The sequence below is a fragment of the Verrucosispora sp. WMMA2044 genome (assembly GCF_027497155.1).
GTDB classification, from domain to species: Bacteria; Actinomycetota; Actinomycetes; order Mycobacteriales; family Micromonosporaceae; genus Micromonospora; species Micromonospora palythoicola.
Genome location: NZ_CP114913.1, coordinates 3,938,492 through 3,962,394, shown reverse-complemented (window position 1 = coordinate 3,962,394; position 23,903 = coordinate 3,938,492). Strand labels below are relative to the sequence as shown.

The 23,903-nt window shown below is 73.6% G+C and carries 19 protein-coding genes; 11 read left to right on the top strand and 8 right to left on the bottom strand.

Translation table 11 applies throughout. The annotated features are described in order from the left end of the window. Positions 1-65: 65 nt before the first annotated feature. Complete coding sequence (locus O3597_RS17985) at positions 66-545, bottom strand: YbjN domain-containing protein (RefSeq protein ID WP_164445644.1); 480 nt, start codon at positions 543-545, stop codon at positions 66-68. Positions 546-657: 112 nt separating this feature from the next. Between O3597_RS17985 and O3597_RS17980 the strand changes: the two genes are divergently transcribed. Continuing rightward, a complete protein-coding gene (locus O3597_RS17980) occupies positions 658-3,108 on the top strand; it encodes a DNA translocase FtsK (protein ID WP_281601834.1) in 2,451 nt (816 codons plus the stop codon). Then, positions 3,101-3,478, top strand: coding sequence for a VOC family protein (locus O3597_RS17975; protein ID WP_164445642.1), 378 nt, complete (start codon positions 3,101-3,103; stop codon positions 3,476-3,478). The genes O3597_RS17980 and O3597_RS17975 overlap by 8 nt, the downstream gene beginning before the upstream one ends. 389 nt (positions 3,479-3,867) lie before the next feature. On the opposite strand, the gene O3597_RS17970 is transcribed toward O3597_RS17975, so the two are convergent. Together O3597_RS17970 and O3597_RS17965 are read right to left on the bottom strand one after the other, a co-directional pair. Beyond that, on the bottom strand, positions 3,868-4,095 hold the full coding sequence (locus tag O3597_RS17970) for a hypothetical protein (RefSeq protein ID WP_164445641.1): 228 nt from the start codon (positions 4,093-4,095) through the stop codon (positions 3,868-3,870). A gap of 85 nt (positions 4,096-4,180) precedes the next feature. Next, the gene (locus O3597_RS17965) at positions 4,181-4,495 is read right to left on the bottom strand and encodes an SMR family transporter (protein WP_164445640.1); all 315 of its coding nucleotides are present in this window, start codon (positions 4,493-4,495) and stop codon (positions 4,181-4,183) included. A gap of 129 nt (positions 4,496-4,624) precedes the next feature. On the opposite strand from O3597_RS17965, the gene O3597_RS17960 reads away from it, so the two are divergent. The 7 genes from O3597_RS17960 to O3597_RS17930 all read left to right on the top strand — a co-directional run bounded on the left by O3597_RS17960 (position 4,625) and on the right by O3597_RS17930 (position 10,892). Beyond that, the gene (locus tag O3597_RS17960; protein WP_281601833.1) at positions 4,625-5,548 is read left to right on the top strand and encodes an ornithine cyclodeaminase family protein; all 924 of its coding nucleotides are present in this window, start codon (positions 4,625-4,627) and stop codon (positions 5,546-5,548) included. 57 nt (positions 5,549-5,605) lie between these two features. Further along, a complete protein-coding gene (rimO, locus tag O3597_RS17955) occupies positions 5,606-7,093 on the top strand; it encodes a 30S ribosomal protein S12 methylthiotransferase RimO (protein ID WP_281601832.1) in 1,488 nt (495 codons plus the stop codon). A gap of 71 nt (positions 7,094-7,164) precedes the next feature. After that, positions 7,165-7,758 carry a CDP-diacylglycerol--glycerol-3-phosphate 3-phosphatidyltransferase gene (pgsA, locus tag O3597_RS17950; protein WP_164445983.1) on the top strand — a complete coding sequence of 198 codons (594 nt, stop codon included), beginning with the start codon at positions 7,165-7,167 and terminating at the stop codon, positions 7,756-7,758. Between the two features lie 57 nt (positions 7,759-7,815). Beyond that, a complete protein-coding gene (locus tag O3597_RS17945) occupies positions 7,816-8,325 on the top strand; it encodes a CinA family protein (protein ID WP_164445638.1) in 510 nt (169 codons plus the stop codon). Positions 8,326-8,563: 238 nt separating this feature from the next. Further along, positions 8,564-9,022, top strand: coding sequence for a helix-turn-helix transcriptional regulator (locus tag O3597_RS17940; protein ID WP_164445637.1), 459 nt, complete (start codon positions 8,564-8,566; stop codon positions 9,020-9,022). A 183-nt stretch (positions 9,023-9,205) separates the two neighbouring features. Continuing rightward, on the top strand, positions 9,206-10,066 hold the full coding sequence (locus O3597_RS17935; RefSeq protein WP_164445636.1) for a PspA/IM30 family protein: 861 nt from the start codon (positions 9,206-9,208) through the stop codon (positions 10,064-10,066). A 43-nt stretch (positions 10,067-10,109) separates the two neighbouring features. Beyond that, entirely contained in the window at positions 10,110-10,892 is a 783-nt protein-coding gene (locus O3597_RS17930; protein ID WP_281601831.1) for a hypothetical protein, read from the top strand. An 11-nt stretch (positions 10,893-10,903) separates the two neighbouring features. On the opposite strand, the gene O3597_RS17925 is transcribed toward O3597_RS17930, so the two are convergent. Next, a complete protein-coding gene (locus O3597_RS17925; protein ID WP_281601830.1) occupies positions 10,904-14,638 on the bottom strand; it encodes a hypothetical protein in 3,735 nt (1,244 codons plus the stop codon). A gap of 246 nt (positions 14,639-14,884) precedes the next feature. After that, positions 14,885-15,688: a zinc finger domain-containing protein gene (locus O3597_RS17920; protein WP_164445634.1), complete on the bottom strand. Its 804-nt coding sequence runs from the start codon at positions 15,686-15,688 to the stop codon at positions 14,885-14,887. 110 nt (positions 15,689-15,798) lie between these two features. On the opposite strand from O3597_RS17920, the gene O3597_RS17915 reads away from it, so the two are divergent. Beyond that, entirely contained in the window at positions 15,799-17,001 is a 1,203-nt protein-coding gene (locus O3597_RS17915) for a hypothetical protein (protein WP_281601829.1), read from the top strand. Positions 17,002-17,075: 74 nt separating this feature from the next. Here the strand turns inward: O3597_RS17915 and O3597_RS17910 are convergent, their stop codons facing one another. Next, positions 17,076-17,318: a CPCC family cysteine-rich protein gene (locus O3597_RS17910; protein ID WP_164445633.1), complete on the bottom strand. Its 243-nt coding sequence runs from the start codon at positions 17,316-17,318 to the stop codon at positions 17,076-17,078. 26 nt (positions 17,319-17,344) lie between these two features. Further along, the gene (locus O3597_RS17905) at positions 17,345-18,253 is read right to left on the bottom strand and encodes an SAM-dependent chlorinase/fluorinase (protein ID WP_281601828.1); all 909 of its coding nucleotides are present in this window, start codon (positions 18,251-18,253) and stop codon (positions 17,345-17,347) included. Positions 18,254-18,476: 223 nt separating this feature from the next. On the opposite strand from O3597_RS17905, the gene O3597_RS17900 reads away from it, so the two are divergent. Next, positions 18,477-19,097 carry a hypothetical protein gene (locus O3597_RS17900; protein ID WP_281601827.1) on the top strand — a complete coding sequence of 207 codons (621 nt, stop codon included), beginning with the start codon at positions 18,477-18,479 and terminating at the stop codon, positions 19,095-19,097. A gap of 58 nt (positions 19,098-19,155) precedes the next feature. Here the strand turns inward: O3597_RS17900 and O3597_RS17895 are convergent, their stop codons facing one another. Beyond that, positions 19,156-23,760 (bottom strand): ATP-dependent helicase, encoded by a 4,605-nt coding sequence (locus tag O3597_RS17895; RefSeq protein WP_281601826.1) that lies wholly within the window; start codon positions 23,758-23,760, stop codon positions 19,156-19,158. Positions 23,761-23,903 lie beyond the last annotated feature (143 nt).

Sequence of the window (23,903 nt, the reverse complement as noted above, 5' to 3'; positions counted from 1 at the left end):
GTCGGCCGGACCGGCGGTGCCTCGCACCCGGCTGCGGCTGCGGCGGGCGCCGGGGAGCGGCCCCGTCACGGGTGCTCCGTCCCCGCCAGCCGGCCGACCTCGGCGGCCAGCCGGCAGCCGGCCGAGATGCCCCGGTCGAGCAGCCGGTCCAGCTGGTGCGGAGTGACGCCGCGTTCCAGGTCCGTGATGGCCTCACCGCAGACCCGGGCCTGACCGGCGTCGTCGACGTGCACGAACGCCTTCGGCCAGAACCGGTCGCGGTTCCAGGTGTTGCAGAAGTCGTGCAGCCACGGCACGTCCTCCACGGGGAAGGCGTGGGCGGCGACCGTGCGTACCTGGAGCAGTTCCCCGGCGTCTCCGGCGCGGAGGAACCAGATGTGCCCCTGTGCCCACCTGCCCACGAGCGCCCCGTCGGCATCGGCGGCCACGGTGTGACCGCGATGGGTCAGCACGGCGGCGACGAGATCCCGCGTCAACGGCCGGAGCGTCGACGGATGACCCGCCAACGGGTCGTCGGCACGGTCCTCGAATTCCGGCGACCCCATCGGACACTCCCTCGCGAGGCGAATATCACGGCAGGCGGCGGTGACCGCGCTGCGACACGCGGAGCGACCAGGATGACCGGCCAATCACCCGGCCCGCCGTTACGGTGATGCTATGGCGGGCCGTACCCCTCAGGCGAGTCGGCGGCGCGGCGCGTCGCCGCGTGGCGGCACGAACAGCCGTGCCCGTCAGCCGGCCAAGAAGACCACCCGTACGCCGGCGCGGCGGCGCACCTCGACGAGAGGGCCGGGCCTCGCCGCGTACGTCGGTCGGGCCGTCCAGGCATTGTGGATGGGCCTGGCCCACGGGGTCGGCTGGGTGGTCCGCGCGGCTGGCCGGCAGGCCGCCTCGGCCCGCGACCTCGACCCGGAACACCGCCGCGACGGCGCGGGCCTGCTGCTCATCGGCCTCGCCCTGCTCGGTGCGGGTGCCATCTGGTTCTCCGCGGCCGGTCCGGTCGGTGCCCGACTGGCCGACACCGTGCGGCTCTTCCTCGGCGCGATCTCCATCGTGGTGCCGGTCCTGCTGGGCATCGGTGCGTGGCGGCTGATGCGGCAGCCCGGCGATCCCGAGCACCGGGGGCGCGGACTGGTCGGCTGGGGTTCCATGCTGGTCTCCACCGCGGCGCTGCTGCACATCGGCCAGCAGCCGGCCGGCCCGGGTGAGCGGGATTTCGCCGGTGGGCTGATCGGCGCGGGCGTGGGCAGCGTGCTGGAGCGCGCGGTGACCGCCTGGGTGGCGGTGCCGCTGCTGGTCCTGTTGCTGGTGTTCGGGCTGCTGGTGGTGACCGCGACCCCGATCAACAAGATTCCCGAGCGGCTCGGTCTGCTGGCCGGCGGGGTGATCGGGCAGGACGAGGCGGAGCCGGCGGAGGCGTCCGCGACGCCGACCCGGCGGCGACCCACCAAGCGGGTGCCCCCGCCGGTCGACTCGGACGAGTTCGACGACCTGGACGGCGCGGACCTGCAGGAGACCATGGTCCTGCCGCGCAAGGCGCCGTCGCGGGTGCCGGCCAGTCGCAAGCCCGCCGAGCCGCCGGAGCACTCGCCCGCGCCGACCCGGGCCGAGCAGCTCGCGCTGACCGGTCTGGCCGGCGACTACACGCTGCCCCCGTCCAACATGCTCGGCAGCGGGGCCGCCCCGAAGACCCGCAGCCAGGCCAACGACGAGGTGATCGCGGCGCTCACCGGCGTCTTCGACCAGTTCGACGTCGACGCGGCGGTCACCGGCTTCACCCGGGGGCCGACGGTGACCCGCTACGAGGTCGAGCTGGGCCACGGGGTGAAGGTCGAGCGGATCACCCAGCTCTCCCGCAACATCGCGTACGCGGTGAAGTCGCCCGACGTACGCATCCTGAGCCCGATCCCGGGCAAGAGCGCGGTGGGTGTGGAGATCCCGAACACCGACCCGGAGAACGTGGCGCTGGGTGACGTGCTGCGGTCGCGCGCCGCCACCAGTGACCACCATCCGATGGTGGTCGCCCTCGGCAAGGACATCGAGGGCGGCTACGTGGTGGCCAACCTGGCGAAGATGCCGCACATCCTGATCGCGGGAGCCACCGGCGCGGGTAAGTCGAGCTGCCTGAACAGCCTGCTCATGTCCATCCTGACCCGGGCGACGCCGGACGAGGTGCGGCTGCTGCTGATCGACCCGAAGCGGGTCGAGATGACCGGCTACGAGGGCATCCCGCACCTGGTCACCCCGATCGTGACCAACGCCAAGAAGGCGGCCGACTCGCTGGAGTGGGTCGTCCGTGAGATGGACATGCGCTACGACGACCTCGCCGCGAACGGGGTCCGGCACATCGACGACTTCAACCGGAAGGTCCGCAACGGCGAGATCAAGGCGCCGCCGGGCAGTGAGCGCGAGATGCGCCCGTACCCGTACCTGCTGGTGATCGTGGACGAGTTGGCCGACCTGATGATGGTCGCCCCCCGCGACGTCGAGGATTCGATCGTGCGGATCACCCAGCTCGCCCGGGCCGCTGGCATCCACCTGGTGCTCGCCACCCAACGGCCCTCGGTCGACGTGGTGACCGGCCTGATCAAGGCCAACGTGCCGTCCCGGCTGGCGTTCGCCACGTCGTCGCTGGCCGATTCCCGGGTCATCCTCGACCAGCCGGGCGCGGAGAAGCTGCTCGGCCGGGGTGACGGGCTGTTCCTGCCGATGGGCGCCTCGAAGCCGGTGCGGATCCAGGGTGCCTGGGTCACCGAGCGCGAGATCAACGATGTGGTCAAGTTCTGCAAGGACCAGCGGGAGCCGGAGTTCCGCCCGGACGTGCTGACCCCCGCGCAGGACAGCAAGAAGAAGATCGACGAGGACATCGGCGACGACCTGGACCTGCTGGTGCAGGCGGTCGAACTGGTGGTCACCTCGCAGTTCGGCTCGACCTCGATGCTGCAACGCAAGTTGCGGGTCGGCTTCGCCAAGGCGGGCCGGCTGATGGACCTGATGGAGACCCGGGGCGTGGTCGGCCCGTCGGAGGGCTCCAAGGCACGTGACGTGCTGGTCAAGCCGGACGAGTTGGAAGAGGTGCTGGAGGGCCTGCGGGGCGGCGATGGCTGAGCCGACGGCACTGGCCAGCGAGCTGTTTCCGATCATCACGGCCGCCGACCTCGACGCCGCACTGCGCTTCTACGAGGGGCTGCTGGGCGGCCGGGTCGAGTACCGCTTCCCGGAGACCGGGGAGGCCGCGTACGTCTCGCTGCGCTTCGGCGACGGCCAGCTGGGCATCGGGCGGCAGGAGGCCGGTGAGCAGCCCGCCGGCCCGGTAACCCTCTGGGTGTACGTCGCGGACTGCGCCGCGGCGCTGGCCCGGCTGGTCGGGGCGGGCGTGGAGGTGCTCGCCGAGCCGCAGACGCAGCCGTGGGGTGAGCGGATGGCGATCGTCCGCGACCCGGACGGCAACCGGGTCCTGGTCGCCGACCACGGCTGACCAACCTACGTTACTCAAGGTGAATCCCTGCCCGGCAACTCACCCTACCCCTCTGCTCCCTTTGCTCTGCTTCAATATACGCAACGGTCACCGAAGGTAACGGTCGATCGTCCGCCGGTGGCGAGGTGCATCATCATCGCCGCAGTTCACAAGCTGTTGCGTGGGTTGAAGCAGAGCAAAGCGGCGGAAGGGGTAAGGGTGGGCTACCCCGTTGGCGCTACGGTTCGTGTTCAGCGCGCAGTGTTGCTGTCCGTAGCGGCGTTCGGCCGGGCGTCATGCCAGTGGAGCAGTCATGCGGGGACCATGGGTGGGACGGGCCGACGTGGGGGTGGAACAGGTCATGGCAACGGCCCGCCACGGAATGTGGCGGGCCGTCGACGTAGCCGGGATCAGAGGGCGCTGAGGATCAGCATGCTCAGCAGCATGGCGACCACGTTGGCCGCGGCGGCGTACCAGCCGAGCGGCTTGTCACCGAGCACCGCGCCGACGACGCCGAGGACCAGACCGATGACTCCGAAGAGGACCGGGTTGAGCAGCAGCGCGAGTACCGCGCAGACGAAACCCACGATGGTGCAGATGCGGGCGGCGCTGGTCGAGCGGACGGTGCTGGTGGCCATGTCTTCCTCCAAGGGGATGAGTGTCAGGTCTGCTGTCCGGATCTCTACCCACTACGGACGATCGCCACGCACACCCGCCCGCGAGTCAGTGGAACAGCTTCAGACCGATCACGCCGGCCACCACCAGCAGCAGGCTGAGCAGGCGGGGCAGGTTGGCCGGTTCGCCGAGCGCCACCATGCCGACGACGGCGGTGCCGACCGCACCGATGCCGACCCACACCGCGTAGCCGGTGCCGACCGGGATTTCCCGCAGCGCGTACGCCAGGCCGGCCATGCTCAACACCAGCGTGACCGCGAACACCGTCGAGGCGACGGGTCGGGTGAATCCGGCGGAGCGGTCCAGGGCGATGGCCCAGGCCGTTTCGAGCAGTCCGGAGAGCACCAGCACGAGCCAGGCCATCAGGTCACCTCTTCAGCAGTGGCCACGCGGGCCGCCGAAACCGACCGTAGCACCGCCCCGACGGCGGTCCGGGTGAGACGGATCACCCCGGATGGACCTCAAGCCCGCTTCAAGCTGCACCATGGACGCGTGACCGTGCTCATCTCCGATCCGGAGGTCGCCGCCGCGCTGGACGCGGCGACCTCGGTCGACGCGATGCGTCAGGCCCTGCTCGCCGCCTACGACGGGCGGCTCGTCGCCCCGCCCCGGGCCGCCGCGTCGCTGGGCGCCGGCCGGATGGTGCTCACCGCTGGCCACATGGAGGGGCAGTGGTACGGGTACCGGGCGTACGACACGTTCGGGCACCCGGAAGCCGAGCAGGTGGTGGTGCTGCACGACGGGCGGACCGGCGCGGTGCGGGCCGTGGCCGTGGGGGAGGAACTGGGCTCGCGGCGCACCGGCGCACTGGGCGGGGTGGCGGTGGACACGCTGGCCCGCGCGGACGCGGCGACCGTCGGCGTGATCGGCGCTGGCGGGCAGGCGTGGACCCAGGTCTGGGCCATCGCCGCCGTGCGACGTCTGGGTGAGGTGACCGTGCACAGCCGCTCGGCCGCGCGTCGGGAGGCGTTCGCCGCCCGGGTGCGGGCCGAACTCGGCATCGCGGCCCGCGCGGTGGACACCGCCCGGGAGGCGGTACGCGACCGGGACGTGGTGGTACTGGCCACCACCAGCCCGACTCCCGTGCTCAGCGCTGCCGACCTGCGCCCCGGAACGCACGTCAACGCGGTCGGCTTCAAGCAGCTGGACCGCGCGGAGTTCGGCACCGACCTGCTCGACGCCGCCACCGTGCTGGCCAGCGACTCGGTGGCGCAGGCGCGGTCGTACGCCCCGCCGATGCTCGCCGCGCTGCCGCCGTACGCCGCCCGGTTGCGCGACCTGGGCGCGGTGCTGGCCGGCACGGCACCCGGCCGGACCGACGCGGACCAGATCTCGGTCTTCTGCTCGGTCGGTCTGGCCGGTACCGAGGTCTTCCTGCTCGACCGCGTGGTCCGGATCCTCGCCACGGCGGTCTGAGCGGCACCGGCGTCGACCGCCGTCGCCGGTGCGGGCACCGCCGCCCGGTACCCTCGGATGGTGTCTGCCACCTCCTCGCCTTCCCCCGATGGTCGCCGGGTCGCACTGCTGACCCTGGGCTGTGCCCGCAACGAGGTCGACTCGGAGGAGCTGGCCGCCCGCCTGCACGCCGACGGCTGGCAGGTGACCACCGACGGCGAGGGTGCCGACGTGGTGGTCGTCAACACCTGCGGGTTCGTGGAGAAGGCCAAGCAGGATTCGATCCAGACGCTGCTGGCCGCCGCCGACACCGGGGCGAAGGTCGTGGCCGCCGGCTGCATGGCCGAGCGGTACGGCCGGGAACTGGCCGACAGTCTTCCCGAGGCGCAGGCGGTGCTCAGCTTCGACGACTACCCCGACATCGCCGCCCGGCTGGACGCGGTGGTGGCCGGCCGGGAGGTCGCCGCGCACACGCCCCGAGACCGACGCGAGCTGCTGCCGCTGACCCCGGTCGCCCGGCGCGACAGCGCGGTCTCCCTGCCCGGGCACGGCCGCGGCACCGACGTCGACGAGCACACCCCGGCCCACCTGCGTACGGTGCTGCGTCGCCGGTTGGACAGTGGCCCGGTGGCCTCGCTCAAGCTGGCCAGTGGCTGTGACCGGCGCTGCGCCTTCTGTGCCATCCCCGCCTTCCGGGGCGCCTTCGTCTCCCGCACGCCGGACGAGCTGCTCGCCGAGGCCGAGTGGCTGGCCAAGAGCGGCGTCCGGGAACTCGTGCTGGTCAGCGAGAACTCGACCTCCTACGGCAAGGACCTGGGCGACCCGCGTGCCCTGGAGAAGCTGCTGCCGCAGCTCGCCGCCGTCGAGGGCATCGTCCGGGTCCGGGCCAGCTACCTCCAGCCCGCCGAGACCCGGCCCGGGCTGATCGAGGCGATCGCCGGCACGCCCGGGGTGGCACCCTACTTCGACCTGTCGTTCCAGCACTCCAGCGAGCCGGTACTGCGCCGGATGCGTCGTTTCGGCTCCACCGACCGGTTCCTGGACCTGCTCGCCGCCGCCCGGCAACTCGCGCCGGAGGCCGGGGCGCGCAGCAACTTCATCGTCGGGTTCCCCGGTGAGACCCGGGGCGACGTCGACGAACTGGTGCGGTTCCTCACCGAGGCCCGGCTCGACGCGATCGGCGTCTTCGACTACAGCGACGAGGACGGCACGGAGGCCGCCGGACTGTCGGGCAAGGTTTCCGCCGCCACCATCAAACGCCGGTACGACAGGCTCAGCGCGCTCGCCGACGAGCTGTGTTCGCAGCGGGCCGAGGACCGCCTCGGCTCGACGGTGGAGGTGCTCGTCGACTCGGTGGACGGTGGGGTCGTCGAGGGACGGGCGGCGCACCAGGCGCCGGAGGTGGACGGGTCGACCACCCTGGTCGCCCCCGACGGCGGCGGCGTCGACCTGGCCGCGCTGCGTCCCGGCGACCTGGTCCGGGCCACGGTGACCGGCACCGAGGGCGTCGACCTGCTCGCCGTGCCGGACGAGATGATCTCCGCCGCGCCCGGCGCGGCGCGGTGACGGTGGGCTGGGACGAGGCGGAGGAGGCACGAGGTGCGGTGCCGGGTGCGCCACCCGAGCGGGGCAGTTCGATGACCGGGGCGACGGAGTCGCCTCCGGTGCCGGTGGTGGCCCGGGTACCCGTGGTCAACGCCGCCAACGCCCTGACCGCGCTGCGGCTGGTGCTCGTACCGGTCTTCGCCGCCTCGGTGGTCGTGTCGGGGATGACCCACGCCGGATGGCAGGTCATCGCCTGCGTGATCTTCGCCGTGGCCTCGGTGACGGATCTGGTCGACGGGTGGATCGCCCGCAGGTTCGCGCTGGTCACCGCCGTGGGAAAGGTGGCCGACCCGATCGCCGACAAGGCACTCACCGGCGCCGCCCTGCTGCTGCTGTCCTGGTACGACCGGCTGCCCTGGTGGGTGACTGCGGTCATCCTGGCCCGGGAGCTGGGGATCACCGCCCTGAGGTTCTGGGTGATCCGGCGCGGCGTGATCGCCGCCAGCCGGGGCGGAAAGATCAAGACCGCGCTTCAGGTGCTGGCCATCACCTGGTACCTGTGGCCGATGCCGGCCGCTCTCACCCCGGTCGGGCCCTGGATCATGGGCGCGGCGGTCGCGGTCACCCTCGTCACCGGGCTGGACTACATCGCCCAGGCCACCCGGCTGCGACGCGCCAAGGGGTGAGCGGGGCAACGGCGTTGCGACGGGTAGACCGCGCCGGGGCCGGGAAGGATGCAGATCATGGGTGTACGCGAGGGTGAGGGTTCGATGGGCGCTGCGGCGGCCGGTGTGGTGCACCGGCTCGCCGAACGGCGGGAGACGTTCGCCACCGTCGAGTCGCTGACCGGAGGCCTGTTGGCCGCCACGGTCGTGGAGATCGCCGGGGCGAGCGCCGTCTACCGGGGTGGACTGGTGGTCTACGCCACCGAGCTGAAGCAGCGGCTGGCCGACGTGCCGGCGGAGCTGCTGGCCGAACGCGGCCCGGTCGATCCCGACGTGGCGACGGCACTCGCCGAGGGTGGGCGGCGACGCTGTGGCGCCGACTGGGGTCTGGCCACCACCGGGGTGGCCGGACCGGAACCGCAGGATGGTAAGCCCGTCGGCCTGGTCTTCGTCGCGGTCGCCGGACCGGGTGGCACCGAGGTGCGGGAACTGAATCTTGATGGTGGGCGCGACCAGGTCCGGGGAGCCGCCGTGACCGAGGCTCTGCGCCTGCTGGCTGACCGGATCGCCGCCCCGCACCCGGCCTGACCTCGCCGCCGTCGATTCTGGGTGCCACCGACGGTGGCACTCCAGGTGCCGCCGCACGGGCGGATCGGACACCTGCGCTGCCACGGATCGACCGAGCGGCGGGCGGCGGCCGTGGGAAGACCGGGCGGGGCGGGATGTCGCGGCGGCGCACAGCGGGTACGGTTGCGGGAAAGCTCCGACAGCCGGTGCTCCCGCAGGCCGGTCGGCCGGGCGAACTGTGTCCCTCAGGGGAGGTGCGATGGTCCTGCTACGCCGGGTGATCGGTGACGCACTACGGGCGCGCCGGCAGGGGCAGCACCGCACGCTGCGTGAGGTCTCGTCCGCAGCCAACGTCAGCCTGGGCTACCTCTCGGAGATCGAACGCGGCCAGAAGGAACCCTCAAGCGAGCTGCTCGCGGCGATCTGCGACGCGCTGGGTGCCCGCCTCTCCGAGCTGCTGCGCGAGGTCAGCGACACGGTCGCGCTCGCCGAACAGATGCCGGGCGTGCTGGTGCCGGTGCAGGACGAGCCGGCCGAGTCGACGTCGGTCGCCGCCGCGTCGGTGCACAAGACCACCGGTCGGGGCGTACGCCAGGTCACCTCGGACGGCAACGTCGCCGTCTCGGTGCGCCAGGACTCCCCGCTCAAGGCCACCCTGCGCAGCGCCCGGGTCCGGCCCGCGGACCGCAGTGACCGGGACGTGGTCTGCGCCGCCTGAGCCTCGTGGCCGATGGTCGCGGTAGCTCCCGCCGCGTAGGGTTGATCGCGGACGTCCCCTTCCGCCGGTACGGATGCCGTGTTGGCGCCCGGCTGGGACGATGGAGCCACCATCGCCGGAAGCCGAGCCGGTTGCCCGGAGGTGGGGCAGGCGCAGCGACGTGACTGAGGGGATACCGCGGAGATGGCGAACCCGTTCGTCAAGGGGTGGAAGTACCTGATGGCGCTCTTCGGTGCCCGCATCGACGAGCACGCCGACCCGAAGGTGCAGCTCCAGCAGGCCATCGACGAGGCGCACCGGCAGCACCAGGCGCTCGTCCAGCAGGCCGCCGCGGTGATCGGCAACCAGCGGCAGCTGGAGATGAAGCTGTCCCGGCAGATGTCCGACGTCGAGCGGTTGCAGGCCAACGCCCGCCAGGCGCTGGTCCTGGCCGACCAGGCCCGGGCCAAGGGCGACGAGGCGGAGGCCGGGCGGTACGAGCAGTCCGCGCAGACCCTGGCCACCCAACTGGTCAACGCCGAACAGTCCGCGGAGGACCTGAAGACCCTGCACGACCAGGCGCTGGCCGCCGCCGGGCAGGCCCGCCGGGCGGTGGAGAACAATTCCATGATTCTCCAGCAGAAGCTCGCCGAGCGCGCCAAGCTGCTCAGCCAGCTGGAGCAGGCCAAGATGCAGGAGAGCGTCGCAGCCTCGCTGGAGTCCATGTCGGCGCTCACCGCCCCCGGCAGCACGCCCACCCTCGACGAGGTACGCGAGCGCATCGAACGCCGTTACGCCAACGCCATGGGCCGCGCCGAGCTGGCCAGCAACTCGACCGAGGGCCGGATGCTGGAGATCCAGCAGGCGACGCTGGACTCGGCGGGCTCCGCCCGGCTGGACCAGATCCGGGCCAGCATGGCCGGTGAGCAGCTCGGCGCGGGCGCCGACCGCGGCACCGCCGAGGAGCAACCGGCCAGCGCGGACCCGGGGGTGGCCCGGCTCGACGAGATCCGCGCCAGCATGAGCCGCGAACGCGGCACCGGCGACACCACGGCCGCCGGCTGAGCGGAGAGTCGCCGGCTGAGGCGGAGGATCGAGGAGGGCGACGGTGGCAGCGGACGAGCGTACCCGGTATTTCCGCCGGCTGAGCAGGCTGCGCGGCTCCGCCCGCCGGTGGAGCGTCCTGGCCGGCGGGCTCGGTGGCGCAGCAGCGGTGCTGACCCCGTACGCCGGGATCGGTCTGGCCGACGCGGCGTGGGCCGCCGCCGCGGGCGCGGCCACCGCACTTGCCACCTGGCGCTGGGTGGACCTGCGTGCCCTCGCCGCCCAACCCGCTCCACCGCCGCTGGACCCGGCCCAGGCGGCCGCCCGCAACCGGGCCCGCCTGGTCGCCGCCGTGGAACGGCTCCCCGCCGGTGCCGGCGTGCTGGCCGAGGTACGACGGGTCCGCTCCCGCACCGCGCTGCGCGGCACCACCGCCGCCCAGCCGTGGGAACGCCTCGACCGGGCCGCCGCGACCATGGCAGCCATGGCGGGCCGGCTGACCGGCCTCGCCGAACCGGCCGTCGCCGAAGCCTCCGCCGCCGAGCAGTCCCTGCGCGAGCTGGCCAACCGGGTCGCCAGCGTGGAACGCGCGGTCCGGCTCGCCCCGGCCGACGCGAAGCCGCCGCTGGCCGAGGCGCACCGGGCGCTCACCGGGCAGCTGGAGACGGGCGTGACAGCGTACGAGCGGCTGGTCGCCGCCGCCGCCGGCTACCTCGCCGAGGAGTACCGCCCCGAGACCGAACACCCCGCAGCCGCCCGCCTCACCGAAGCCACGGACCTCCTCCACGGCTTCGCCTCCGCCCTCTCCGAACTACGCGCCGTGGGCCGCCCCGCCCCGTCGCGCTGACCGCCACCGTCTTACTCGGGGGTGGTGACCGGGATGGGGCCGGTGTACGGGGAGGCGCCGACCACGTTGAACGAGCGCACCCGGTAGTGGTAGGTCACGCCCCGGGACAGGCCGGTGTTGGTGAAGCCCCGACCGGTCACGGTGAAGGTGGCCAGTTCCCGGGTGAATGCCGGGTCCAGGGCCCGCTCCACGGTGAAGCCGGCACCCTGTCCGGCGGGCGTGCTGGCCGACCAGCCGAGCACCACGGTCGCGGTGTCCGGGCCGGGAGCGGTGGCGGCCACGCTGACCGAGGTCGGCGTGCCGGGCGCGGGTGGGGTGGTCACCGCCGCCAGGGTGGACCAGGGTGAGGCGGCGCCCAGGTAGGTGGTGCGTACCCGGTAGTAGTAGGTGGTGTCGGGCGCGACCGCCGGGTCCAGGTGACTGTCGCCGACGCTTATCGCGGTGGTGCCGGGCCCACTGGTGAAGGTCGGGTTGGTGGCGCGTTGCACGTCGATGCCGGTGGCGAAGGAATTGTTGGCCCAGCGCAGTGCCACCCGCAGCGGTGCGGCCGGTGGCACGGTCGCGGTCAGCTTGGCCGGCGCGGTGAGCTGTACCGACGCGGGAACGCTGTTCGACCAGGTGGAGCAGCTGGCCGCGGTCTCGGCGCGGATGCGGTAGTGGTAGGTGACGCCCGGGGTGACGGTGGCGTCGGTGTACCGGGTCGCGGTGGCCGCGACGGTGATGGTGGTCAGCCCGTTGGTGAAGGTCGCGTCGGTGGCCCGGTGCAGCAGGTGGCTGGTGGCCGGCGGGCGGCTGCCGTTGCCGGTCCAGGCGAGGGTGATCGCCGGCAGCGCGGTGGCCGAGCCCGGGGCCGGCGCGGCGGTGAGCCCGGTCGGTGCCCGGGGCGAGACCCGGACCACGAGCGGGCGGCTCATGCCCAGATCGCGATGGCCGGCCGCCGCGCTGCCCCAGCGGTACTCCCAGCCGAGGTTCACCAGCTGGTTGACCACCGACGCGGGTCGCCCGTCGACGGGACTGACCGGGGTGGAGTCGAGCCGGGTGTCGGCCGGGCGGGTCGGGTCGAGCAGTCGTACGCTGTCGCCGATCTTGAACGGTAGGGGTGGTGCCTCGGGGCGCAGCGCGAGCAGCACGTCCTCACCGGGATCGACGCGCACCACCTGCTTCCAGCCGAGTTCGCCGGGGTGCGGTGGCCGGATCCTGCCGTCCCGGCCGACCCGGCCGATCACCTGCACGTCCAGGCCGTCGAAGCGCACCGGATGGCTCTGCCGTCCGCAGCCGCGTACCCGCCAGAGCTGACTGCCGTCACCCGGTGTGCCGACCGCCAGGGCCGGGTCGCTGGCGTACACCACCTCGGTTGCCGGGTCGGTGGAAACGAGCGGCAGGGTCGCCGCGCCGCGTGGTCCGCCGTGCGGGTGGGCCACGCCGAGGCGGCCGACGAGCCTGCCGTACTCGGGTTCGAAGACCTGACACACGGACCGCACGGTCAGCGGCAGGCGCACCGGTGCTCCGCCGGGCGGGGTGAACTCGACGGTGCTGGCGTGGACCGGGATCCGGGTCGCCGTACTCGTGGTGCCGAAGCAGGGGTCGTAGGCCGGTTGCGGCACGACCGGGGGACGCTGGCTGGCCGCGTACGCGGCGGGCAGGCGGTCCCGCAGCCGGTCGAGGTCGTACGGCGGGGCCGGAGTGCCCGTCACCCGCAGCTGCAACAGGGTGCGGGTGTTCGGACCGTACCCGGGCACGGTCGGCGGCGCACCGCCCTCGGTGGTCCGGTCGGGATCGCCGGTGTGGTGGTCGTAGCGGGGGTCGAAGCAGGGCAGCGGGACGGGGCAGTCGTTGTAGAGGATCAGGGTGGTGCCGGGGTCGACGGCGGCGAAGTCGACGAGCACGTCGGCCCGCTCGCCGGGGGCGAGCAGCAGCGCGTGGCCGTCGACGTTGAGCACGGTCGGGTCGCGTCGGTCGTGGCGGAAGCCGATCGGACGGTTCGGCACCACCACGGGTGCCGGCAGCAGGCCGCCCTCGTTGCCGATCCGGATCATCTCCGGCCCGGCCGCCGTCGGGTCCGGCACGCCGCCGGGCCGCCCGTCGGTGGGCCAGCCCGCCGGCCGGTCCGGGGCGCGTACCGCGTCGACCATCGGCACCTCACCGGCAGCGGCGTCGACCAGGGTGCCGTCCGGCGTCCACATCGGCGTGTCCGAGGCGGCCCGGTACAGCTGCAGATTGAGCCAGCGGTCGGTGCAGGCGTTGAGGATGCGCCACCGGTGGACCTTCGGCTGCACCTCCAGGTACGGGTACGCGGCACCGTTCACCAGGACCGTGTCGCCGTACGCGGCGGGCACCGCGCTCGGCTGCGGCACGCCCGGGGTTTCCGGCGGCTCGTCCGGGTCGGTGACCGGGTCGTGATGCGGGTTGGGCACGGTGGCGGCGGAGGCGTCGGCACCGGCGGGGGCGGTACGCGACCAGGGCCCGTAGTCCCACCGGCCGGTCGGGTTGATCCCGTCGCGCCGGTACGGGTTCTGGCGGACCTGGTAGACGTGCGGGTGCCAGAGGGAGCCGCGGGAACCCCACCGGTCCCGGTCCCAGGTCGGGTCCTGGGCGGCGAGCTGGGCGTCGTCCGGCACGAACGTCTTGTCCTCGAAGACCAGCGGCAGCTGCTCGGACGGCAGCGTCCCGTCGGCGATCAACCGCTCCTGCGCGTCGTCGGTGAGCAGGTAGAGCGCGAGCTGACCGGAGTAGCTGGTCAGTCGGGCGAGTCCGACGGTGTTGTCGTGGAACCAGAGCAGCCGGCCGCTCTGGTCGTTCGGGTAGTAGCGGGTGGTGGCACCCTGCCCCGGATGGGGCATGTCCGGCACGTGGGCCAGGCCGGCGCCGGTGGGGTAGGGGGTGATCTCGCCCGCCGGAGTGATCCACTGCCAGGGGCCGCCGGCGCTGATCCAGCCGGTGAGTGCGCCGCAGAGATGCGGCACGGCCCGGTTCTGCGGGTAGGGCGCCGGCCCGTCGAGGGGCCCCGGGCCGGCACCGGGCACGGTCGGGTCGACCGGTAGGAAGAGGTCGCCGGTGGGCAGTTGGTTGATGAACTTGACGCGTACCGGCCGGCCGCGTCGGGCGAGCACGACCGGACCGAGATGCCAGGGTCGCCGTGGCGGGGCGACCGTGTTGTGCCCGTCCGGGTTGGTACCCAGGTTCAGTTGGCGGTAGCCGCGCAGCCGGGTCGCCGGCAGGTCCCGGTGCAGCCGTTGGGTGTATTCCTGGAGCCCGATCTCGTAGTAGTCGCAACCGGGATAGGTGATCGTGTCGGGTACGGCGACCGGCAGGTGGGCACCGTGCGGGGTACGTCCCAGCGGACCGAGACCGGGCAGTGGGTCGACGAACTTGCGCAACCCGGTGCCGGGCACCACCTGCCTGTCCTCGCCGAGGGCGGGCAGTGGGCTGTAGGCGTGGTTCGGCACGGCGCCGAAGTAGTGGGGGGCCGCCGCCGGGTCCAGGCTCGCCGGCCCGGGCCGGGACGGGGCCGTTTCCGGATGCGGCTGCCCGGGCACCGCCGGTGTCCGCGTCGCCGCGCCCGTGTCGTCGGTACTTCCGGTCCCGGCGGTCCCAGCCGTCGGAGCCTCGCGGTCGGGACGGGGGTGCGTGCCGTGCTCCGTGTCCGGGGCGGTCCGGGTGCCGGGGACGGCGCTCGGTGTGCCGGGCTGGTCGGTGCGGGCGACGCGGTCCAACCAGGTCGACCGGAGTCTGCGGAACACGGCCATGGCTCTCCCGGTGATCGGGGCGCGCCGGCCACCACCCCGACGTGGCGGCCCGGACACGCGTGCTGACGTTCCGTGAGCCCTCAACCGCAGCATGCGACGTGTGGTGGCCGGTTAGGAAGTCCCCTTTCGTGCCAATCTGCCGAGCTGCCGGCGTGTCGCCGTCGCCACTCCGCGCCGGTGGCGTGGCCGGCCGTACACCGGTCACGACCTGCCCAGACCGCCGCGTGGAAGATGCGCGGTGAGGGGTCAGGTCGGCTCGCCGGGCTGGCAGGTGGGACACCAGTAGGTGACCCGGTCGCCCAGTTCCTCCTTGCGGATGGCGGTGCCGCAGCGTCGGCACGGCTGCGCCCGGCGGCCGTACACGTAGCTGGTCCGGCCGCGCCCCAGCGCACCGGTGGTGCTCTGCGTCCAGCGACCCCGGTTCGCGGCCAGCAACTTCTGGGCCAGGGTCACCAAACCGGTGAGGTCGGTCACGTCCCGCACGGGGGTACGCGGGTGCACACCGCGCAGGAACAGCACCTCGCACTTGTAGAGGTTGCCGACGCCGGCCAGGATGCGCTGGTCGAGCAGGGCCACACCGACCGGGGTGTCCGGGTGGGTGGCGAGTCGACGGGCGGCCTCGGTGGGATCCCAGTCGGCGCCGAGCAGGTCGGGGCCGAGGTGACCGACGAGGCGCTCCTCGTCGGCGGTCGGCACCAGGGCCACCTCGTGCAGGTGGTAGCCGACGGCGGTCGCGGCCGGGGCGCGCAGCACCACCCGGATCAGGTGCGCCGGTCGGCCCGTCCACCGCTCCCCGGGCGCGTAGGCCCGCCAGGTGCCGTCCATCCGCAGGTGCGAGTGCAGCGTCCAGCGCGACTCGCCGGTGCCGGCCGGTGCGTCCAGCCGGAGCAGCAGGTGCTTCCCCCGGCTCGCGCTGTCGCGTACCGACCATCCGGCGAGGTCGGTGGTGGCGAGCGAGGGCACCCGAAAGTCGCTGCCGGTCAGCCGGGCGCCGACCAGCGCGCGTTCCAGGACGCGGGCGGTGTTCCAGACGGTGTCACCTTCGGGCACGGCACCATTCTCCCTCACCCGAGCGCAATTCACATGTATCGCTATTTGTATGGCGCTTCTGTTCGATCTACGGATATAGGCACTATCGGGGAGTTCTGAGGAGAATGCCGATGAATCATCCCCGCAACGCCGTCCTGGCCGCCCTTCTGACCACCGCCCTCGCCATCGCCCTCCATCCACAATCCGCATCCTCGGCCGGCCGGGCCGACCGGTGGACCGCCGACCTGTCGGTCGTCGACGCCGACGACGTCAACGTGCGACATACCCGTACCGGCCTGCGACTGGCCGACGCCCGGCCACCCGGCGGGTCCGCCCGGCGTAGCGCCGTCGCCGAGGGCATGCTGGTGTCCGTACCGCGTACCCTCAGTCGCCCGGCCACCCGGATCCGCGCCCAGGCCACCATCGCCGCCCGGTCCGGCGCCACCGCGACCGTGCAGGTCCGCGGCTGGCGGGCCGCCGGCTGGACCGAGTGGCGCGACGCGGCACCCGCGGCCGTCTTCGACCGGCCGGTCCGCCGGGTGCAGGCCCGGGTGGTGTTGACCGGCAGCCCCGCCGGTGCCAGCAGCGAGGTGCGTGCCGTCCGGCTCACCGCCGACACCGTCGCCGCCACCACCGCGGCCACCCCCGGCCTGACCTACCGGGTGTACGCGACCCGGGTCGGACTGGTGGGCGAGTTGACCGCGAACGGGCACACGGTTCGCACCCGGGACCATTTCGTCGCGTTGCCCTCGCGCCGGGGGCTGTCCCCACGCAACACCGGCGACTACACCGTCCGGGTCTGCACCGTCACCGGCAGCCGCTGCGAATACGCTCCGGTCTGGGACGTCGGTCCGTGGAACACCCGCGACGACTACTGGAATCTCAGCGCGGTGCGGGAGAACTGGAAGGCACTGCCGCAGGGCAGGCCGCAGGCGCAGGCCGCGTACCAGGACGGCTACAACGGCGGGCGGGACCAGTTCGGTCGGGTGGTGCTCAACCCGGCCGGCATCGACCTCGCCGACGGGACGTTCTGGGACGGGTTGCAGCTGTCCACGAACGCCTGGGTCGACGTGGCGTACCTGTGGACCGGCACCGGCCCGCGAGGGGTGGTCGGTGACGGGCCGTTGACCGTGCGCTCCGGCCCGAGCACCGGCTACCAGTCCCGGGGCCTGGCCGCCCAGTACGCGAACGTGCCGATCCAGTGCTACGTGACCGGGCAGACGATCGTCGGCCCGTACCGCACCACCAATCGGTGGAACCGCCTGGCCAGCGGGCAGTTCGTCAGCCACGCGTACATCTCGACGGTCTGGGGTGGGTCGGTGCCGGTCTGCTGAGACCGGCACCCCGAGCCGGGTCGGCGTCCTCCCAGGCCGGCCCGGCTCGCCGCGTCAGCGGGTGCCCGGCCGATTCAGGGCATCTCCTCCGGCCTCGGCGTCCGCACCAGTTCCTGGTACCGGGGATGGCAGGCACCGTAGACGGCGAAGTTGAGGCGGGCGTGCGACAGGCTCAGGTCCCCGTTCGCCCCGCCGCGTACGACGTCCGCGTCGGCGTCGCCCTGACCGTCGTCTGTCCAGAAACAGACCGGGCAGGTGCCGCCGCCGGTCCGGTACGCGCAGCAGGGACAAGCGGCGGGAACCCAGCGATCATCCACCTTGACAGCTTTCCACAGTAGACACTTCATCCGTGTTGTCCGGGAGCGTCCCCCACGACGCCGTAACCCCGGACCCGCAGCAGCGTACCCGGATCCACCGCGAGTAGTTCGGCGGCGTGTCCACCGTTGACGGAGAGTGCGACCCGGCCGGTCGAGTCGACGTGCGCCACCAGGGCACCGACCGGGGCGTCTCCGAAGGTACGCCCGTGCACCGCTTCCCGCTCCCACCCGCCGACGCCCGCCGGGGCGTCCTCGTCCGCGCCGGGTGCGGTCGGCACGGTCGCCGGGCACACCCGGACCCGCGCCGGCAGGGGGTCGAGCAGCTCGGCAGGCGCGGCCAACTGGACGTTTCCGAAGTGGTCCACCGTCAGCACCTCGGCGACGAACCCGTCCGGCCCCCGGCGGACCAGCGGTTCGGGCAGCCGTACCAGCGTCGCCGGGTCGACCGCCGGGCCGGCGTCGGTCAGCGGGGCACCGCGAGCCAGGCGGGCCGCGACCGGGGCGAAGACGTCCCGTCCGTGAAAGGTGGCCGACACCCGTGGGGCCAGCCAGCGCGGATTGGTCAGCTCCACCGCCCCGGTCACCCCGCCGAGCGCCGCGGCGGCGTCCAGCAGCAGGCCGTTGTCCGGGCCCACCAGCAGACCCTCAGGCGTGCCCAGGGCGACACCTCGCCGGCTCGTACCGACCCCGGGGTCGACCACCGCCACGTGCACCCCGGGCGGCAGGTGCGGCACGGTCTGGGCCAGCACCGCCGCGCCCCGGCGGACGTCACCCGGCGGCACCAGGTGGGTCACGTCGATGACCCGCAGCGTGGGCGCGAGGCGGGCGATCACTCCGTGGCAGGCGGCCACGAAGCCGTCGGCGAGGCCGTAGTCGGTGGTCAGCGAGACGACCTCGGTCGGTGGTCGGGACTCGCGAGCGGCGCTGCTGGTCACGGCACCGGATCGTACGCCCGTATCCGCCGTCGCGGCGGACGGTGCCGGCGCGGGATCGCCGCTTTCGCCGCCGATCCCCGGCAGCCGCGTACCCGCGCCGCCGCTGCCGCACCACCTCGGTCTGCGGCAGTCGTGCGGTGGGCGCTGCGATGCCGGAAAGCCGACAGCGTGGCTGACCGACCGGCCACTGCCGGTGGTGGTCCCGGTTGGACAGACTGCGTGGGTGAGTCACCGGATGCTGCCAACCGTCGTTCTGCTCATGGTCACCGTGGTCCTCGCCGCCTGCGGAGCCGACCAGGACGCACCGCCTGCCGCCGCACCGGCACCGGCCGTCAGCGGACCATCGGCGGATCCTGGCCCGCCGGGCGCCGCAACTGCGCCGACCGGCGCGGTGAGTCCCGCCGCCCCGGGGGACGTCGCCACCGGCGGTGCCGTACCGCCGTCGTCGCCCCGACCGGCGCCGACCGCGCCGAACGCCGACGGCACCACCGAACGGCGACCGCCGAGCCCGCCTCCGGTGGAGCTACCACCGCGTCAGGCCGGCGAACCGACCGGCCGGGAGGTCGTGGCGGCGTTCCGGGCGGCCGGGCTCAAGGCGGCCAACGTCCGCGACCGTTCCGTCGACTGCGGACCGGACGGGCTGGGTCTGGGCTGTTCGGAGCTGGTCGTGACCGACAACGTGGCCGTCTACGTCTTCCCCGACGAGAGCAGCGCCGGTGACCTGGCCGAGCGGTGGAGCGGAGCCGCTTACCGCAACGGCACCGTGGTGCTCAACTACCTTGAGGCACCGACGCCGCCCGCCGACCGCCCCCGCTACGAGAAGGTCCTCGACAAGCTCCGTTGACCCCTCCACCCCGCTCTGCCCTCGTCCTGCCCCGCCTGGCGCGCGGTGGCGGAGCGGGTCAGGGGCGTAGGCGGAGGCCGCGGGGGGTGGTGCGGAAGCCGGCGGCGGTCAGGGCGTCGCGCAGCGGCGACGAGCCTACGGACTCGCCGTCGGCGCGTTCCACCGAGATCGGACCCAGCGCGCCGGAGTGGACGGCGTCGGCGAGCGCCTTGCCGGCCGCGGCCAGCACGTCGACGTCGTCGGTGAAGGACAGCAGCGTCCGTCCACCCCGCTCCACGTAGAGCGCCAACCCACCCTCGACCAGCACGACCAGTGCCCCGGCCTTGCGACCCGCCCGGTGCCCGCTGGTCGGTGGCGATGCCGCGTCACCGGAGTCGACGGCCCGCTCCGGCCAGGGCAGCGCCGCGCCGTACGGGTTCGCCGGGTCGGTGGCGGCCAGCACCACCGTGGCCCCGCCCCGGGGCCGGCCACCGTCGAGTGGATCGGCACCGGCGCGGATCCGGTCCACCGCGCCCGGCACCGCGAACTGCGCCGCGCCCAGCCCGTCGACGAAGTATCCCCGCCGGGCCGCGCCGCGCTCCTCCAGCGCGGACAGCACCGGGTAGACGGCCGCGAAGCCGCCCGCCACCTGCTCGGCCACGACCGCACCCCGGGTCAGCACACCGTGCCGTTCCAGCAGCACGTCGGCGAGGGCGGCGGCGCGGCGGGTCGGGTCGGTGTCCCGCGCCGGCAGCCGGGACCAGCGTCCGGCCACCGTCGGCGGGCCACCGCGACTCGGCAGCGCCACCCGTCCCGGTCGGCGGTAACGGCTGCGGGCGGCGGTCGGGCGGGCGCGGTGGGCGCCACCGGCGCCGAGGACCGCCCGCAGCGGAGCCAGGGTGTCGTTGGTGAGGTGACCGGCCCAGACCAGGTCCCAGATGACGGCGGTCAGCTCGGCGTCGTCGGTGGCGCCGACCCGGTCGGCCAACGGCCGGAAGAACAGGGCCTGCCCGGCGTCGAGCGCGTCCAGCACCGCGTCGTGCAGGGGCGTACGCGCGAGGGTCTCGTCCGGCGGCGGGAGCAGCAGGGCAGCCGAGTCGGCGTACGCCAGGCTGACCCAGCCGTCCCCACCGGAGATCGCCCCCGCGCCGGCCCACAGCACCTCACCGCTGGCGCACAGCTCGTCGAGCTGGGCGGGAGAGTAGTCGGCGACCCGGGCGGGCAGCACCAGCCGTTCCAGCGCCGACGCGGGCACCGAGGCGCCCTGCAACTGCTCGACCGTCGCGGCCACCGCCTCCACACCGCGCGCCGCGGAGCCCACCTGCTGCCAGCGGGGCAGGAAGGTGGCCAGGGCCTGCGGTGGCACCGGTTCGATCTCGCGGCGGAGCGCGGCGAGGGAACGGCGGCGCAGCAGGCGCAGCACCTCGGCGTCGCACCACTGGGTGCCGGCCGTGTCCGGGGTGAACTCGCCGGAGACCACCCGGCCTGCGGCGGCCAGCCGGCGCAGCGCCTGCTCGACCACGAAGACGCCGAGCCCGAACCGGGCCGCGCAACTTGCGGCCGTGAACGGGGTGTGGGTGCGGGCGTACCGGGCCACCAGGTCGCCGAGCGGGTCGGTGACCGGTTCGAGGTATGCCTCGGCGACACCGACCGGCAGGGCCACGCCGAGAGCGTCCCGCAGCCGGCCGGCATCCTCGACGCCGACCCAGCGTTCCTGACCGGCGATGCGAACCCGCAGCACCCGCCGGGCGGCGGCCAGGTCGGTGAGCCACGCCTCGGGTACCCCGCGCTCGGCCAACTCGGCGGCGCTCAGGTCGCCGAGCTGTCGGAGCAGTTCGATCACGTCCTCGGCATCGCGTGCCCGGCGTTGCGGGGTCAGCCAGCGCAGTTGCCGTTCGGTCTCGGCGAGCACCGCCGGGTCGAGCAGCTCGCGCAGGTCGACCCGGCCGAGCAACTCACCGAGCAGGGCCGAGTCCAGGGTGAGGGCAGCGGCCCGGCGTTCGGCCAGCGGGGCGTCGCCCTCGTAGAGGAAGGCACCGACGTAGCCGAACAGCAGCGAGCGGGCGAACGGGGACGGCCGGGCGCTCTCCACCTCGACCAGGCGCACCCGGCGGCCGGCCAGGTCACGCATCACCTCGGTCAGGGCGGGCAGGTCGAAGACATCCTGCAGGCACTCCCGCGCCGCCTCCAGGGTGACCGGGAAGTCGGCGTACTCGCGGGCCACGTCGAGCAGTTGGGCGGCGCGTTGCCGCTGTTGCCACAGCGGCTGGCGGCGGCGCGGATCGCGGCGGGGCAGCAGCAGCGACCGGGCGGCGCACTCCCGGAACCGCGCGGCGAACAGCGTCGAGGTGCCCACCGACTCCTCCACCAGTTGGGCGATCTCCTCCGGGTCGAAGGCCACCACGTCGGCACCGGGCGGGGTGTCGGCGGTGTCCGGCAGCCGGACCACGATCCCGTCGTCGGCGGGCATCACCTGCGCGTCGACCCCGTAGCGCTCGGCGAGCCGACGGCCGATGGCCAACGCCCACGGTGCGTTGACCCGGGCGCCCAGGACGCTGTGCACGGCCAGTCGCCAGTCACCCAGCTCGTCGCGGAAGCGTTCGACGACCACCGTCCGGTCGTCCGGCAGGGCCCGGGTCGCCGCCCGCTGCTCGTGCAGGTAGGTCAGCAGGTTCCCGGCGGCCCAGTCGTCCAACCCGGTGGCCCGCAGCGCGGCCGTGGCCTGCTCGGTGTCCTGCCGGAGCAGGGCCCGCACCCGGGCACCGATCGCCCGGCCCAGTTCCACCGGCCGGCCCGGCTGGTCGCCCTTCCAGAACGGCATCTTCGCCGCCTGCCCGGGTGCCGGGGAGACCAGCACGCGGTCGGGCGTGATCTCCTCGATCCGCCAGGACGAGGAACCGAGCAGGAAGATGTCACCGACCCGGGACTCGTAGACCATCTCCTCGTCCAGCTCGCCGACCCGGGCGGCCCGTTCCGCCCCGGCCAGGAAGACGCCGAACAGCCCCCGGTCGGGGATGGTGCCGCCACTTGTCACCGCGAGTCGCTGGGCGCCGGGACGGCCGGTGAGCACGTCGGTGGCGCGATCCCAGACCAGGCGGGGACGAAGCTCGGCGAAGGCGGTGGACGGGTAGCGGCCGGAGAGCATGTCCAGTACGGCGTGCAGCGCGGAGTCGGGCAGCTCGGCGAAGGGTGCGGCCCGACGGACGACGGTCGCCAGGTCGCCGACCCGCCACTCGTCCAGCGCGACCATCGCGACGACCTGCTGGGCGAGCACGTCCAGCGGGTTGCGGGGATGGCGCAGCTCCTCGATGGCCGCCTCGCCCATCCGCTCGGCGACCACCGCGCAGGAGAGCAGGTCGCCGCGGTGCTTGGGCAGGACCACCCCGCGCGACACCGCGCCGACCTGGTGCCCGGCCCGGCCGACCCGTTGCAGGCCGGCGGCCACGCTCGGCGGTGCCTCGATCTGCACGACCAGGTCGACCGCGCCCATGTCGATGCCGAGTTCGAGACTGGAGGTGGCCACCACCGCGGGCAACCGGCCCGCCTTCAGCGCCTCCTCGATCTGCCGGCGCTCCTCCCGGGAGACGCTGCCGTGGTGCGCCCGGGCGATCACCGGCGGCGCACCGGACACCGCGCCGGCCTGGGCCATCATCTCGGCAGGTGTCCGAGCCGCCGGGCCGGTCGCGGGTGACGCAGCCGTGGCCGTCTCGTCGGCGGCCAACTCGTTGAGCCGGGCGCAGAGACGTTCGGCGCTGCGCCGGGAGTTGGTGAAGACGATCGTCGAGCGGTGCGCCCTGATCAGGGCGAAGACCCGCTCCTCCACGGCCGGCCAGATGGATGCCGTGCGTGGACCGGCGAGATCGTCCTCCGGCGTCGGCTGCTCGTCGAGGCGGGTCATGTCCTCCACCGGCACCTGGACGCTGACCTCGATCGTCTTGGCGGTCGCCGGGGCCACCACCTCGACCGGGCGGGCGCCGCCGAGGAAACGGGCGCACTCGTCCAGCGGCCGGACGGTGGCGGAGAGCCCGATGCGCTGTGCCGGAGCAGGCAGCAGTTCGTCGAGCCGTTCCAGGGAGAGCGCCAGATGGGCACCCCGTTTGGTGCCGGCGACCGCGTGCACCTCGTCGACGATCACGGTCTCCACACCGCGCAGCGAGTCCCGCGCGGCCGAGGTGAGCAGTAGGAACAGCGACTCCGGCGTGGTGATGAGGATGTCCGGCGGGGTGCGGGCGAAGGCCCGCCGCTCGTCGGCGGGAGTGTCGCCGGTGCGCATCCCGACGGTGATCTCCGGCGGGGGTAGGGCGAGCCGGGTGGCGGCCTGCCGGATTCCCGTGAGGGGGGCGCGCAGGTTGCGTTCGACGTCGACCGCGAGCGCCTTGAGCGGGCTGACGTAGAGCACCCGGCAGCGTCGTCGAGGGTCGGCCGGGGCGGTCTCGCGGGAGAGCCGGTCGAGTGACCACAGGAACGCCGCGAGCGTCTTGCCGGAACCGGTGGGCGCCACGACCAGGGCGTGCCGGCCGGCGGCCACCGCGTTCCAGGCACCGGCCTGCGCCGCCGTCGGCGCGGCGAACGCCGCACCGAACCACTCCCGGGTCGCCGGCCCGAACCGGGAGAGCACCCCCTCGCCGGAGGCCGTGCTGGAGTCCGCCACGAACCCATCCTGCCCCCGGGCACCGACATTCATCCCGCCGCGAGCCAGGCGAGTATGTGGTGTTAAGGCGTTTCGGGTGACTTGCGCCGAGAATCCGTTAAGTCTTACTTAACTGCTTGCTCTTGCGGGGCAACATAAAGTAACTTCACCCGGGTCGTGGGCGAGCGGTGGAGGGA